We start from the raw sequence: 13,545 nt of genomic DNA on the forward strand, positions 1-13,545 counted from the left end.
GCTTCCGGCAACAAGACGACATCGGCACAATTGCGCATCGCAGCCTCAAGCGCCCCCTGCAGCACGGCACCGACGGCAATCGTCAGGGCCGCAGGCTGCCCGACCGGGCACCTAAGTCATCTATGGGGTGGCGGAGTCGCATGCTAGAGTGGGGCGCTGATTTTTTCGGAGTTCCCGATGCGCGTCCGTATCCGTTGCACTGCATGGTTGATGCTGGTTTGCAGCCTGCCGTTGTCCGCCAGCGCCGCGCCCCCGCTGCATGCTCAGTTCCTGCCGCCGGATGAGCTGTCCTTGCGCCAGGAGGGTCCCGAGCAGCAACAGCTGATTCAGATCACCGAGTACTCGGTGGTGGTCGGCAGCCAGCGGCAATCCAATCAGCAGCCGATTCCGATCACCTCGCCGTTGTTGCTGCGCTTGAAAGGCAAGCCGCTGAGTCAGGGGGCGAATGTCAGCCAGGTGCTGATCCATTTCGACGCCGAAGGCAAAAGCCTGAAAAAGCCCAGCTACGATGCGAAAACCCGCGAACTGAGCCTGAACTATCCATTGGCACAATACAGCGTGCTGCTCGACCTGCTGCGCAACGGCACGCTGTATTGCCAGTTCCTCAGCTACGCCAACGGCCATGTCTGGGCCGATCTGCATACCGGTGCGCAGCGCGCGCGTTGAGCGTCAGGGCATGGCGGGGGTAAACTGCCGGCCCGGCGAACCATTACGGCAAGAGAAGTGAACGATGCGTAAAGACAAGAAGCAGGTGATTGGCGAAGAGATTGGTGATGAGCCGATCAAGCTGTTCCTCGATGTGGAGCCGGGCGACGACACGCCAGCGTCCCTGCACAAGCTGGTCAAGGCTTACCGCGGCCTGCGCATCGATGATTTCGAGCGGTTTATCGGCTTCTTCGTGGCCGCCGGTTACGACCTGGATGCCAAGGATGCCCAGGGCCAGGACTTTGTCGCGCTGATCCAGGATCAACGCCAGGCCGCGCCTTACATCGAGGTGATCAAAGCCGCCCGCGGCTGATCGACTGGCCACGAAAAGCCCGCTCATCATCCGGCGGGCTTTTTTGTCTGCGCGATTTGGCGCCTTTTCTACACTGAGCTTTCCAGCAACAGCCATTTGCTTCGGGAGGCCAGTATGCGAATCGAACCCTATCTGTTCTTCAACGGTCGTTGTGACGAGGCGTTGCAGTTCTATACGCAGGCGTTGGATGCGAAAGTCATTTTCCTTATGCGCTTCAAAGATGCGCCAGAACAAGAGGGTGGGCCTCAGGTTGACCCGGACAAGGTAATGCACGCCTGTCTACAGATTGGTAGCAACCAGGTGATGGCGTCGGACGGAATGTGTTCAGGCGCCCAGGCGGCGTTCAATGGCTTCAGTCTGTCGATCAACACCAATAGCGTGGAGCAGGCCGAGCGGGTTTTTAAAGCACTGGCTGAGGGTGGGCAGATCACCATGCCGATGCAGAAAACCTTTTGGGCATCGGCTTTCGGTACGCTCGCAGATCGCTTCGGTGTGAGCTGGATGGTTAATTGCGAGACGGCTGAGCCAGGGACTTCGGTACCCTGAGCGCAGGTATAAAACCGCCCCGAGGGGCGGTTTTTTCTAGCGAGCGAACTGGCTAGGGCAGATGTGGAGCGCGTTTAGAGGCTAGCCTCAGGGACGCTGCTCTTAGCCGTCAACTCCAGGCTTTCGTCGCTGCGCGCGCTGACCTCACGGTACAGCGCTGCATCGGCTTCGAGCACCTTTTCCCGGGCTGGGAACATGATCTTCAGCTTGTCCGCCCACTCTGCAGAGCGTACCTGCTCAGGGAAGCAGCGTTCGATCAGTTCCAGCATGATCGATACCGTCACCGAGGCGCCTGGCGAGGCGCCGAGCAGTGCGGCGATGCTGCCATCTTCGGCTGCGACCAGTTCGGTCCCGAATTGCAGGATGCCGCCCTTTTTCGGATCTTTCTTGATGATTTGCACGCGTTGCCCCGCCACTTCCAAACGCCAGTCACTGGCTTTGGCTTGTGGGTAGAAACGCCGTAGTGCGTCCATGCGCTGCTCGCTGGATTGCAACACTTCACCGACCAGGTAGCGGGTCAGATCGAAGTTGTCGCGAGCGACTGCCAGCATCGGGCCGATATTGCTTGGGCGAATCGACAACGGCAGATCGAGGAACGAGCCGTGCTTGAGGAACTTGGTGCTGAAGCCGGCATACGGCCCGAACAGCAGGGATTTCTTGCCATCCACCACGCGTGTATCAAGGTGCGGCACCGACATTGGCGGTGAGCCAACAGCGGCTTGGCTGTAAACCTTGGCCTCATGCTGTTTAACGATTTCGGGATCATCGCAACGCAACCACTGGCCGCTGACCGGGAAGCCCCCAAAGCCTTTGCCTTCCGGAATGCCGGACATCTGTAGCAACGGCAGGGCACCGCCGCCAGCGCCGAGGAAGACGAAGCGCGAGTCCAGCTCACGCACGCTGCCGCTCTGGGTGTCTTTGATACTGACACGCCAGCCTTTTTCGGTGCGCTGCAGGCCAGTGACTTTCTTGTTGTACTTGACCTGGCAATCCGATTTGTTGGCCAGGTACTTGAGCAATTGTGTGGTCAGGGCGCCAAAGTTGACGTCAGTACCACCGAGTACGCGGGTAGCTGCAACTGGTTCATCGGCTGGGCGGCCGGGCATCATCAGCGGCATCCACTCGGCCATGGTGGCCTTGTCTTCGGTGTATTCCATTTCGGCGAAGGCGTGGTGCTTGATCATCGCCTCGAAACGCGTCTTGAGGAAGGCAATGCCCTTGTCGCCCTGTACGAAGCTCAGGTGCGGTATCGGGTTGATGAAGGATTTCGGCGAGCCGAAGGTGCCTTGCTCGATCAGATAGGTCCAGAACTGCTTCGACACCTCGAACTGGGTGTTGATGCTGACTGCCTTCTTGATGTCGACGGAGCCGTCTGCAGCGTCCGGTGTGTAGTTCAGCTCACACAGACCAGCGTGCCCGGTACCGGCATTGTTCCAAGGGTTAGAGCTCTCGATAGCCCCCGACTCTTGCAACTCAACGACTTCCAGCGTGATGCTGGGGTCGAGCTCTTTCAACAGCACGGCCAGTGTCGCACTCATGATGCCGGCTCCAACCAGCACCACATCGACAGCCTCGTAATCGTTTTGCGCCATTTGCTCGCCACACTCTTGTGAAGTAGTGAAACCGTTTTTTCACGCTCTTTTGGAGTCGTGAACCTCAAAAGCTCATGTACCGCCGGCACGCTGTTAAGACCTGACGGGCGATACGCGGCTGGGTAGCCAGGCGTTTGTTGCGTCAGGTGCAACCGGAAAAGGCAACACGAAGTGGGCGACTCTCTGGGGCGGTGCGGGCTGATGTTGAGCACATCAGAGTAGCTGCGAGGCCCGATCAGGAGACGTCCTTATAATCGGGGCGCGATTATAACGGCGAAATCGGTAATGTCGCTTTTTTAGCGTGACTTTTCTTCTTCCGTCGGTCAGGCCACCAACGCTTGCCGACGCGCTGAGTGCGTGACGACCGGTACGCCCGGGGCTTGGCATGGTGAACATGCCTAGGGTTGCGCCAGCGTGATGGCTCGATCATGGTCGGCGAGGAACCTCCGGAAACGCATTGGGTCAGAGTGTGCAGCCCTGTTAGCGCGCGACGCCGCTGGTTATACTGCCGGCCACTTTGAGCTGCCCAATCGGGCGTTCCACCCTCTGGAGAGATGAGCATGCTGCATCGCCTGTTGCTTGGTCTGATCGCTGTTACCAGCCTGACATTGGTCGGCTGTGCCCACAGCCCGCAACAACTCAGCCCGCAACCGAAACTGACCACGCCGCTGACCGCGGTTGGTCAAGGTCAGCCGGTCGTGGTGCGCGTGGTCGATGGGCGACCATCGCCGCTGCTGGGTACCCGCGGTGGCTTGTACCCGGAAACCAGCGCCATCAGCGTCGCGGCCAACGATATCGTGCCCAAGCTGCAGGCGCAGGCCGAAGCGGCGGTGCGTTTGCTCGGTTTCACCCCGACGCCGAACGCGTATAACGCGCCACAGCTGACCATCACCTTGGCCGAACTGAAGTACCAGTCGCCGAAAGAAGGCCTGTACGTGACCGAAGCCACCATCAGTGCGACCTTCCGTGCCGATGTGCAGAATGCCACGCGCCGTTACAGCGGCCGCTACGGTGCTTCGCTGGATCAGCGTTTCGGCATGGCGCCGAACCAGCAGACCAACACCAAGCTGGTGAGCGACGTGCTCAGCGATGCGCTGACGCGCACCTTCAAAGATCCGACCATTGGCCAACTGTTGTCGCAGTAAGCCCGATGCGCTGATTAGGTGTAATGAAAAAGCCCGGTCAAAGCCGTAATGCTGTTCACTTAAGCGGAGCAGCATTGCGGTTAACTGGGTAACGGGTCTTGGAAATTTTCACCGTCCTTGGTCGTGATGGCCTTGGACGGTGATCCAGAAACAACCCTCCGATGCCCGCCCGCAAAGCCGACAAGCGTCTACCTGTTGCCGACAGTGGATTGGCAGCGGCCATCACGATCAGCTGCACGGCGATGTACTGGCAAGCCGGCTTGAAGCGTATATCGGACGGGGTGCGTCCAAACGCTACCGCCGCCTGACTCGCCTCCCGACGAATGATGTTGTAGGCCAGCAGCAATCCCCAAACTTCCTGGTAGATCAGGTCAATCTTCTTGCTGCGCAGGGTTGCGGCATTCTGCTGCATGGAGCTTTTGATATCCCTGAAGCCCAGTTCAATTTCCCAGCGCTCCTGGTACAGCTCTGCAACGGCTTCGGCGCTGTAGGCGTCGGCCGGTAGCGAGGTCAGGACGGTTTTCACTTTGCCCTGCACTGCATAGCTGACTTCACGCACGTCCCAGTAGGTTGGTAGGTCTGGGTTACGCTTTCTCGCCTGCGGTGAAACCTTCATACGCAGCAGGCGATCCTGCTTGCCGTAACGGATCACCTCCTCGCTGATCAGGCCCTGACGAGCGGGGATCAACCAGTGTCGGTTGTCACCGGCCGTGGCCACTTTCAGCAGCAAATCAGCACTCCAGAAGCCTTTATCGAACAACGTGACCGAATGGTTGGGGATCTGTTGCAAAAACTCATCGGCCAGGCGCATTTCACTGCGCCGATAGGGGCTCAGCTGGGCATTCAGAATCAAATGGGAGCGCACATTCATCAAGGCTACAAGACGCATCATGGGGAAGGGCGTCTGGCGCTCGGTGGAGGTATTGCCAGACCCGAAATGGTCCCGTAGTTCAGGCGTATCGGGCGTGCGCATGAGTGCCCCGTCCACGGCAAAAACCTGCAGCCCCCGCCAGGTGTCATCGCTATAGCGTTCGCCTCCCCATTGGCTGCCAGTTTTGCGGAACAGCCACTCGACCGGCTCGGCGCCAAGCCGCTTGCGAGCCTCAGTGACACCACTTTTGGCCAGCAAGCAATCCGAAGCCAGTCCCTGGGCACAAATGTTTAGACGCCTGGCCACCTCATGGACAGGCTCATCGCGGAAGAGCGCCATGCCTAGCACCAGCCAGAGCACCTGATCGGCAGGTAGCCGACGACGGCGGATGGTGGCCTGAGAGGAAAGATCAAGCGCGGACGCCACCCACTCGATTGGGATGTTCTGGGTGAAGGTGCTCAGGTCGGAGAAGTTGAATAGCTCGCCCAGATCGAGCAGATGCTGTTGGAAAGACATAAAAAATCCGATACCAGGAAGACTGGCATCGGATTCTCGGGGAAGCCCGGCTGGCGTTCAAATGCTTAAGTGAACAGCATTACGGTCAAAGCCGGGCTTTTTATTGCGTGCCGTTGCCGCGGGCAACGCCGTCAGCTGCAAACGACGCCAGCCGGGTGCTCAGGCTGCTTCGCTGTACCACAGCGGCAGGCTCAGGCCGCTTTGCTGGTCGATCTCTGGCAGATCGTAATGTTCGTGGCCACCGAGGGCGCAATAGACCAGCCAATGGCGATCCTGCACGTTGAAGGCAAGGCCGTCGATCAGCGCTTGCTGCTCATCGCTGGGGCTGATGTGGTAGAGCAGGTCCTGATTCTGGGCATGCAGCATACGGTGCTCCTGATGGGGTGTGGGGGCATCAGAGTGGCCTAGTCGTTTGACGGTCTGATGACGTTGAACGGCGAGCCCGAGGTTTTTCTGGCGGGTGCGCCCTGCGCAGGTGCGGTATTCGGGCATTCGTCGGAAACGCCGTGCGCGGTGTGATGGCTTGGGTAGAATCCGCCGCCGTAGCGAACCCATGTCGGGGTTGCGCGAGTCTATTCAGGGGGCGTACGCCATTCGCCGCGTGCCACCTGAGGCAGAGGTTTTTGATGTCGCTGCAGACGTTGTTATCCCTGGGATTGGCCCATCCAGCCCAGTTGATCAATGGTTTGGCGTTGTTCTTCGCCATTGCCGGCGGCTGGCTGCTGGTGGCTACCCGCTTGCGCGAGCGGCGCGCGGTGGCGCAGCTGGCGGCGGACGCCGAGCTGGAGCAGGGGGCTGAGGAAGCGTCGTTACTGGATGAGCGGACCCTGCGCCTGAATCGGTTTTTCAACGCATTCGGTTACGCCTGCCTGGCGGCTGCATTGCTGGTGTCCTGGTGCAGCACCCGGCTCTGAGTGAATTACCGGGCCACGCCTTCGCGAGGGCGCTGGGCTGAGGGGGGGCGCTGGTTGTCTAGTGCCGTCATTCCCGTCAACGCCAGAGTCCGGGCCGTTGCAGGGCCGTGGGTTTGCCCCGTGGCCCAGGTGTCACTGCAACTGCTTGATGCGGTATTGATTGCGCACCGGGTTGGCGTACTGCAAAACCAGATACGGCCGTTGCTCGGGCGGGCAGGCCTCCAGGCGTTTCTGCCATTCGGCCTGGGCGGCGGCCAGCTCGGCGGCCGGGAACAGCTCGGCGGCGTTCGGCACGTTCAACGCCGGGTCACGCCCGCTCCATAGCGCATAGGCCAGGTAGTGCACCGGGAACAGCCGGTAGCCGCCGAGGATCTGTCGATCCATTTCCAGCGCCAATTGCTTGGTGTCTTCGAACGCAGCGCTGATCGGCACGCCGAAATTCACGTGGACGCGGCCTTTGTAGCCCGTGATGCCGAGGGCGATGCTCTGGTCGTCTTCGCCGGCACTCTTCTCGTAGCTGCCCGTTGTGGCGCGGATGTACAGCTCGCGGGCCTTGGCCTGGTCGCAGGGGTCGTATTCGTAGCTGATCGACACCGGGGTCAGGTTCAGCTCCTGGATGACCGCGGCGAAGGCTTCGCTCTTGCGGCTCATGTGGAACATTTTCAGGATCGCCGAATCGGTGCGGTCATCGCCGTCCTTGGCGCGGCCTTCGGCCTGGGCAATCCAGATCGACTCGCAATCGGTGCGAATCGAGTGGTTGATATAGGCCGAGAGCAGTTGATAGGCCGCCAGTTTTTCCCGGCGCCCGCTCAGTGAGCGATGCACGATAAAGCTCTTGTTCAGGCGCATCAGGTCGCTGACGAAGGGCTTTTGCAGCAGGTTATCGCCGATCGCGATGCGCGGGGTGGGCAGCCCGGCGTGGTAGACCGCGTAGTTGACGAAGGCCGGGTCCATGACGATGTCGCGGTGGTTGGCGAGAAACAGGTAGGCGCTGCCGCTCTTGAGTTGCTCGACACCGGAATAGGTTACGCCATCGGTGGCGTGCTCGATGGTGCGGTCGACGTATTGCTCGACTTTATCCTGCAGCGCCGCGACAGAAGCGACGCCGGCGAACTCATTGCGCAGGCGATGAGCTATAAGAGGTTTAAGCAGCCAGCCGAAGTGGTTGGCCAGGCGCGGAAAGCGAAAGTGCGTGAGGATTTCGAGAAAAGCCTTATCCGCCAACAGGCGCGCCAGTACGGCAGGGACTTCAGTATCGGCGTACGGTCGGATGGCATCGAATTCGCCCATCATGCTCTCTTGTTCTGGAAATGGCTGCGGTTGGGAGTTGCCCCTTGAATCCGGGGGCCTGTACTAGACCGGCAATTATACCCGCAAGTCACAGTGGAGGCCGCGATGCTTGAGACTGAAGACTACCAATGCCCGTATTGCGGTGAACCGGCGCAGGCGCTGCTGGATCTGTCGGGCGGCGACCAGCAGTACATCGAGGACTGCCCGGTGTGTTGCCGGCCGATTATTTTCGATCTGCGCACCGATGGCGCCGACTGGACCTTGGATGTGCGCGCGGAGAATGACTGATGCAGCGCATCTACGAGCCGCAGGATCTGCTGGAAGCCGAACTGCTGCTGGGCATGCTGGCCAGCGAGGGGGTGGCGGCGCACCTCACCGGTGGCGATCTGCTCGGGGCGGTGGGTGAACTGCCGGTCAGCGGTTTGCTTGGCCTGCTGGTGGATAATGAGCAGGCCGAGCAGGCGCGGGGTCTGATCGCCGCGTACAATACCGCGCAGCCGCTGCCGGGCGATGAGCCGGAGAATTTCCACGGCATTCTGCTCTGTTGAACACCTTTCCTCGATGAGTCTTACCGCCCGATGTGTGGACGTTATGCCCTGTTCCGCTGGACGCCTGCGCTAGCGGCGACCCCTGGTTTTCCCACCGATCAGCGCGCCGCCTGGAATATCGCGCCGAACACCGCGGTGTTGCTGCTGCGCAATGTGCAGGGCGAGCGCCACGCCGCGCGCGCGCGTTGGGGGCTGACACCGCCCTGGCTGACCGATCTGTCGAAGACTCCCGCCCATGCGCGTGCGGAAACCCTGGCCGAACAGCCGATGTTCCGCGACGCGTTCCGCCTGCGTCGCGGCCTGCTGCCGGCCAATGGCTTCTACGAATGGCGTGGTACTGCGCGCAAGCGGCCGTACTGGCTCACCAGCGAGGCGTCGCCGTTGTACTTCGCGGCCGTCTGGGAGGCTTATCCGGTCGAGGGGCATGTCTATCTGAGCGTCGCGGTGGTGACCCAGGCCGCCGCCACTCAGCGTCGCCCCCTGATCCTCGATGCGGCAGGGCAGGAGGCCTGGCTGGCGGACGATACGCCGCTACCGGCTTTGCAGGCGTTGCTGTGCCAGGCGCAGCCGCCCTTGCGGGAGCGGGTGCTGGCGAACCTGGTCAATGATCCCAAGCTGGATGGACCGGAGTGTTTGACCCCGGCGTAGGGTTAAATTCCCCTCTCCCCGGGCCTTGGCTTTGGCATCCTGCGTCGCTCTACCTCCTGCATCCTTGTCGTCGTCTCTGCGGAGGGGCGAGGGGGCTACAAGCAGCCGCGCGTAGGTTGGGCTTCGCTCCGCGAAGCCCAACATGACCGAGTTGGACCACGCCTTGTGGGAGCGGCTTCAGCCGCGAAATGCATCGTGGCTGAAGCCACTCCCACAGAAGCGTGCTGTCGGGCTGGCGCTTACACCTTGAACTGGTTGATCAGCCGTCGTTGCTGTTCGGCCAGTTTGGTCAGCTCGGCGCTGGCCTGGCTCGCCTCGTCGGCACCGCTGGCGACTTCGTTGGCGACCTGACCGATATTGGTGACGTTGCGGTTGATGTCTTCGGCGACCGCGCTTTGCTCCTCGGCTGCGCTGGCGATCTGGGTGTTCATGTCGTTGATCACCGACACCGCATGGGTGATCGACTCCAGCGCAGTGGCGGCCTCGGCGGCATGCTGCACGCTGTCGTCGGTCTTCACCTGGCTACCCTCCATGACCCGCACCACTTCACGGGTGCCGTGTTGCAGCTGCTGGATCATGGTCTGGATTTCTTCGGTGGCCTGCTGGGTTTTCTGCGCCAGGTTGCGCACTTCATCGGCCACCACGGCAAAACCACGGCCTTGCTCGCCGGCCCGCGCGGCTTCGATCGCGGCGTTGAGGGCCAGCAGGTTGGTCTGCTCGGCGATCCCGCGGATGGCAGTGAGGATGGCGTTGATGTTCTCGCTGTCCTTGGCCAGGGTCTGCACCACCGTCACTGCCCGGCTGATCTCGGTGGCCAGCGCGGCAATCGCATGGGAGGTGTTCTGCACGATGCGCTTGCCCTCGTTGGCCGATCGGTCGGCGTGGTTGGCCGCTTCCGCCGCGTGGGTAGCATTGCGCGCCACGTCCTGGGCGGTGGCGGTCATCTCGTGCACGGCGGTGGCCACCTGGTCGATTTCCGCCATTTGCCGTTGTACACCCTGGTTGGTGCGGATGGCGATGTCGGCGGTGTACTCGGAGGAGTCACTGACCTTCTGCACCGAGCCCACGACGTCGCGGATCATGCCCTGCAGCTTGTTGAGGAAGGTGTTGAAACCGTTGGCGATCTGCCCCAGTTCGTCGGCGCGATCCACCGTCAGGCGCTGGGTCAGGTCGCCATCGCCCTTGGCGATATCGTCGAGCATGCCGACCATCTGCCGTAGCGGGCGGGCAATGCCGTAGCCGACGAACCAGATCACCAGCAGGCCGATACCGGCCACCAGCAAGCCCACCAGGGTCATGCCGAGGGTGTCTTCCTTGGCTTGCTCGGCCAGGCCTGCCTGGAGCTTTTGCAGGTCAGCGAATACGGCCGACGTCGGCAGCTCGATGGCCAGGGTCCAGCGTGTCGAGGTGCCGGCTATCTGGAACGGGAGTAACAGTTGGAAGAGCTGTCGCTCCTGGTCGAGGTTATTGATCGGCTGGTCGCCGCTGTTTTGCTTGAGTTTGTCCATCAGCGGGCCACCGAGCGCCTTCTCGGCGGGTTGGCCGATCAGCGCGGCATCTCGGGTCGCGGCAATCAGTGTGCCGTTGGCGGCAACCAGTGCGAGTTCCCCTGCGCCGTCATAGAGCTTGCCCTTGGCCTGGTTGAGCAACCCCTGGATGAAGTCCAGGGCCAAGTCGTTACCGACCACGCCGCGGAATTGGCCGTCGACCAGGATCGGCGCGTTGAAGGAGGCGACCAGAACCTGCTTGCCACCAAAGTCATAGGCGGCCGGGTCGATCACGCAGGGTTGTTTCGAGGCCTTCGGGCACAGGTAGTATTCGCCTTCGCGAACCCCGGTCGGCAGGAGTTTCTCGCTCTCCATCTGGGTAGCGCTCAGCGGCTCCAGTTTCAGGTTGCTGCCCTCGCGGTACCACCAGGGCATAAAGCGGCCACTCTCGTCGTAGCCATTTTCCTTCTGCCCGGCGTATAGGTCGTCATCCTGGTCGAAGGCGTTGGGCTCCCAGCCGATGTAGAAGTCGAGCAGTTCCGGGTTGCTCTTGAGGGCGTTGCCAACCAGTGCGGTCAGCTCCTCACGGCTGATGCTCAGGGCTGTGCTGCCGTCGCTCGCACTACCCATCCGGCTGTTCAGGCTCGCCAGGGACTTTGCGATCGTCATGGGGTGCTCGAACTGGCGCTGCAGTTGGCCAACTTGGGCTTCGGCCAAGGCAATCAGGTGTTGGTCGATTACTTCTTCAAGCAGGTCCTGGGTACTGTCCTGAACCATGGCTTGGGTTCGCGCACCGGAGAACAGGGCGTAGAGCACCAGTGCCACGACCACGGCCAGGACGCTGGCGCCGGCCAGGGCCACGACGGAAAACTGGATGGACTTAAATCGCATAGGGACTCCACAGCATTATTCGGATTACGCCTGTCCCTGGCTTATCGGCAGAGGGTTGCTAAAGCATGAGCGGCGGCGGGAAAAGTTCTTGCGGGCGAAGCGGCGGCCTCCTGTGCATCGACGGGCCGCTCTGCATCCAGCCAAGATGGCCGCCGAACAGCGCGCAGGCGAGGTTGTCCTCGGCATGCGGGCGTTCTAGCATACGAGCCCGTTGCAATGGAGGTTTGACATGAACACCCTGTTTCGTTTGGTCGCTCTGGCGGGCTGCTCACTGCTGGTCGCCTGTCAGGCCGTGAATACCACCAGCGGTGGCGCCGTCGGTGTCGAACGCAAGCAATACATGTTCAGCATGCTGTCGACCGATGAGGTCAACAAGATGTATGCGCAGTCTTACCAACAGACGCTCACGGAAGCATCCGGCAAAGGCATCCTGGATAAGAGCAGCGCCAATGCCAAGCGTGTCGACGCCATCGCCAAGCGGTTGATTGCGCAGGCGCCGATTTTTCGTCCGGATTCGGCGCAGTGGCAGTGGCAGGTCAACCTGATCGACAGCCCTGAACTGAACGCCAATTGCGGCCCGGGCGGCAAGATCATCATGTACAGCGGCCTGATCGAGAAGCTCAAGCTCAGTGACGATGAAATCGCGGCGGTGATGGGCCACGAGATCGCCCACGCGCTGCGTGAGCACGGCCGCGAGGCAATGTCCAAGGCCTATGGCGTCGAGATGGCCAAGCAGGGCGCCGGTGCGTTGCTCGGCCTGGGGCAGGACAGCCTGGCGCTGGCCGACACCGTTGTGCAGTACAGCATGACCCTGCCCAACAGCCGGGGTAACGAGAACGAGGCTGACCTGATCGGCCTGGAGCTGGCGGCGCGTGCCGGTTACGACCCGAATGCGGCGATCAGCCTGTGGGACAAGATGGGGCAGGCCAACGAAGGCTCGCCGCCGGAATTCATGAGCACCCACCCGTCCTCCAGCAGCCGGACCGCGGCGCTGCAGGCGGCCATTCCGAAGGTGCTGCCGCTGTATCAGCAGGCCAAAGGCGCGCAGTGAGCCAAGGCGCCATCTGTTGCTCTAGTTGACGAAGGAGTCGTCGTGAAGATTGCCGTTCTCGGAGCTACCGGTTTGCTCGGCCACCATACGGCTCGGGCGATCCGCGCTGCTGGTCAGCAGTTGGTGTTGATTCACCGGCCGTCTTCACGGGTCGAGCGGCTGGGCTATCTCGAGCCTGAATTCCGCTCGGCCGAGCTGCTCGATCATGCCGCCCTCAGTCGTGCCTTGGCGGGCGTGGACGGGGTGATCTTCTGCGCCGGCTATTACCCGAGCAGGCCACGGCGCTGGCAGGACGATCTGGCCAGCGCGTTGAACCAGACCAATCATTTCTATGCCGCCTGCCTGGCGGCGCGGGTGCCGCGTATCGTCTACGTGGGCGCCGCCATTGCGTTGCCTCGGCACCCGCAGGGCCTGCCGGGGCACGAGGGGTTGTTTTACGAGGACATGCCGCGCTGGCGCAACCCTTACCTGATGTGCAAATGGGCACTCGACGAGCAGGCCCGTGAACAGGCGCGCAATGGCCTGCCGGTGGTGATCGGGATTCCGGCGATGACCCTTGGCGAGTTCGATGTCGGCCCGAGCACCGGGCGGTTGATCACCGCCATTGCCAGTGGTGCGATGGGCCGTTACGTGCCGGGCAAACGCAACCTGATCGACGCCGCCGATGCCGGCCACGGCCTGTTGCTGGCGTTGCAGAAAGGCCGGGTGGGCGAGCGCTACCTGCTGACCGGAGAGAATATCGAGTTGGGCGACTTGAGCGCACGGATTGCCGCGCGCTTGGGCGTTGCCGCGCCAAAGCCATTGCCTTTGGGCGTGGCCAAAGTGATCGCCGCGCTGGGGCGTGGGCGTTATCGCCTGACCGGCCGCTTGCCGCGCCTGGATGACACGGCGCTGGCGGTGATGGCGGGGGGGCAGTACCTGGATGGCAGCAAGGCCCAGGCTGAGCTGGGCTTCGTTGCGCAAACCCCCGTGGATGAGACGTTGACGCGGACTATCCAGTGGTTTCGCGACAACGCCTATCTGTAAGC

At 61.8% G+C, this 13,545-nt stretch carries 15 protein-coding genes and 1 pseudogene; 10 read left to right on the top strand and 6 right to left on the bottom strand.

What is annotated here, in order from left to right:
• Nucleotides 1-177 precede the first annotated feature (177 nt).
• From AC3IYG_RS05035 to AC3IYG_RS05045, 3 genes are all read left to right on the top strand, one after another.
• Nucleotides 178-666 (top strand): hypothetical protein, encoded by a 489-nt coding sequence (locus AC3IYG_RS05035; protein ID WP_489312653.1) that lies wholly within the window; start codon nt 178-180, stop codon nt 664-666.
• Nucleotides 667-730: 64 nt separating this feature from the next.
• Nucleotides 731-1,018, top strand: a complete 288-nt coding sequence (locus AC3IYG_RS05040; RefSeq protein WP_489312654.1) for a PA4642 family protein — start codon at nt 731-733, stop codon at nt 1,016-1,018.
• 114 nt (nt 1,019-1,132) lie between these two features.
• On the top strand, nt 1,133-1,564 hold the full coding sequence (locus AC3IYG_RS05045; protein WP_489312655.1) for a VOC family protein: 432 nt from the start codon (nt 1,133-1,135) through the stop codon (nt 1,562-1,564).
• 74 nt (nt 1,565-1,638) lie between these two features.
• Here AC3IYG_RS05045 and mqo read toward each other — a convergent pair whose 3' ends face one another.
• The gene (gene mqo / locus AC3IYG_RS05050) at nt 1,639-3,156 is read right to left on the bottom strand and encodes a malate dehydrogenase (quinone) (protein WP_489312656.1); all 1,518 of its coding nucleotides are present in this window, start codon (nt 3,154-3,156) and stop codon (nt 1,639-1,641) included.
• A 560-nt stretch (nt 3,157-3,716) separates the two neighbouring features.
• Here mqo and AC3IYG_RS05055 point away from each other — a divergent pair.
• A complete protein-coding gene (locus AC3IYG_RS05055; RefSeq protein ID WP_489312657.1) occupies nt 3,717-4,301 on the top strand; it encodes a YajG family lipoprotein in 585 nt (194 codons plus the stop codon).
• A gap of 55 nt (nt 4,302-4,356) precedes the next feature.
• Here the strand turns inward: AC3IYG_RS05055 and AC3IYG_RS05060 are convergent, their stop codons facing one another.
• Both AC3IYG_RS05060 and AC3IYG_RS05065 read right to left on the bottom strand, forming a co-directional pair.
• Nucleotides 4,357-5,688 (bottom strand): IS4 family transposase, encoded by a 1,332-nt coding sequence (locus tag AC3IYG_RS05060; RefSeq protein WP_489309617.1) that lies wholly within the window; start codon nt 5,686-5,688, stop codon nt 4,357-4,359.
• A 159-nt stretch (nt 5,689-5,847) separates the two neighbouring features.
• Nucleotides 5,848-6,054, bottom strand: a complete 207-nt coding sequence (locus AC3IYG_RS05065) for a hypothetical protein (protein WP_489312658.1) — start codon at nt 6,052-6,054, stop codon at nt 5,848-5,850.
• A 260-nt stretch (nt 6,055-6,314) separates the two neighbouring features.
• On the opposite strand from AC3IYG_RS05065, the gene AC3IYG_RS05070 reads away from it, so the two are divergent.
• Nucleotides 6,315-6,602, top strand: coding sequence for a hypothetical protein (locus AC3IYG_RS05070; RefSeq protein ID WP_489312659.1), 288 nt, complete (start codon nt 6,315-6,317; stop codon nt 6,600-6,602).
• A gap of 132 nt (nt 6,603-6,734) precedes the next feature.
• Here AC3IYG_RS05070 and AC3IYG_RS05075 read toward each other — a convergent pair whose 3' ends face one another.
• On the bottom strand, nt 6,735-7,895 hold the full coding sequence (locus tag AC3IYG_RS05075) for a 1-acyl-sn-glycerol-3-phosphate acyltransferase (protein WP_489312661.1): 1,161 nt from the start codon (nt 7,893-7,895) through the stop codon (nt 6,735-6,737).
• A 102-nt stretch (nt 7,896-7,997) separates the two neighbouring features.
• On the opposite strand from AC3IYG_RS05075, the gene AC3IYG_RS05080 reads away from it, so the two are divergent.
• Genes AC3IYG_RS05080 through AC3IYG_RS05090 form a run of 3 tightly spaced genes read left to right on the top strand, consistent with a single transcriptional unit; the run spans nt 7,998 to nt 9,088 of the window.
• Nucleotides 7,998-8,180, top strand: coding sequence for a CPXCG motif-containing cysteine-rich protein (locus tag AC3IYG_RS05080; protein ID WP_489312662.1), 183 nt, complete (start codon nt 7,998-8,000; stop codon nt 8,178-8,180).
• Complete coding sequence (locus AC3IYG_RS05085) at nt 8,180-8,440, top strand: putative signal transducing protein (protein ID WP_489312663.1); 261 nt, start codon at nt 8,180-8,182, stop codon at nt 8,438-8,440. The genes AC3IYG_RS05080 and AC3IYG_RS05085 overlap by 1 nt, the downstream gene beginning before the upstream one ends.
• A gap of 30 nt (nt 8,441-8,470) precedes the next feature.
• Nucleotides 8,471-9,088, top strand: coding sequence for an SOS response-associated peptidase (locus AC3IYG_RS05090; protein WP_489312664.1), 618 nt, complete (start codon nt 8,471-8,473; stop codon nt 9,086-9,088).
• 239 nt (nt 9,089-9,327) lie between these two features.
• Here AC3IYG_RS05090 and AC3IYG_RS05095 read toward each other — a convergent pair whose 3' ends face one another.
• Nucleotides 9,328-10,170: a methyl-accepting chemotaxis protein gene (locus AC3IYG_RS05095; protein ID WP_489313841.1), complete on the bottom strand. Its 843-nt coding sequence runs from the start codon at nt 10,168-10,170 to the stop codon at nt 9,328-9,330.
• 15 nt (nt 10,171-10,185) lie between these two features.
• Nucleotides 10,186-11,466, bottom strand: a pseudogene (locus AC3IYG_RS05100) (methyl-accepting chemotaxis protein); the annotation flags it as partial.
• A gap of 229 nt (nt 11,467-11,695) precedes the next feature.
• On the opposite strand from AC3IYG_RS05100, the gene AC3IYG_RS05105 reads away from it, so the two are divergent.
• Both AC3IYG_RS05105 and AC3IYG_RS05110 read left to right on the top strand, forming a co-directional pair.
• Nucleotides 11,696-12,517, top strand: coding sequence for a M48 family metallopeptidase (locus AC3IYG_RS05105; RefSeq protein WP_489312665.1), 822 nt, complete (start codon nt 11,696-11,698; stop codon nt 12,515-12,517).
• Between the two features lie 42 nt (nt 12,518-12,559).
• Entirely contained in the window at nt 12,560-13,543 is a 984-nt protein-coding gene (locus AC3IYG_RS05110; protein WP_489312666.1) for an NAD-dependent epimerase/dehydratase family protein, read from the top strand.
• The last annotated feature ends 2 nt before the right edge of the window (nt 13,544-13,545 follow it).

Source organism: Pseudomonas sp. KH_027 (assembly GCF_057838565.1).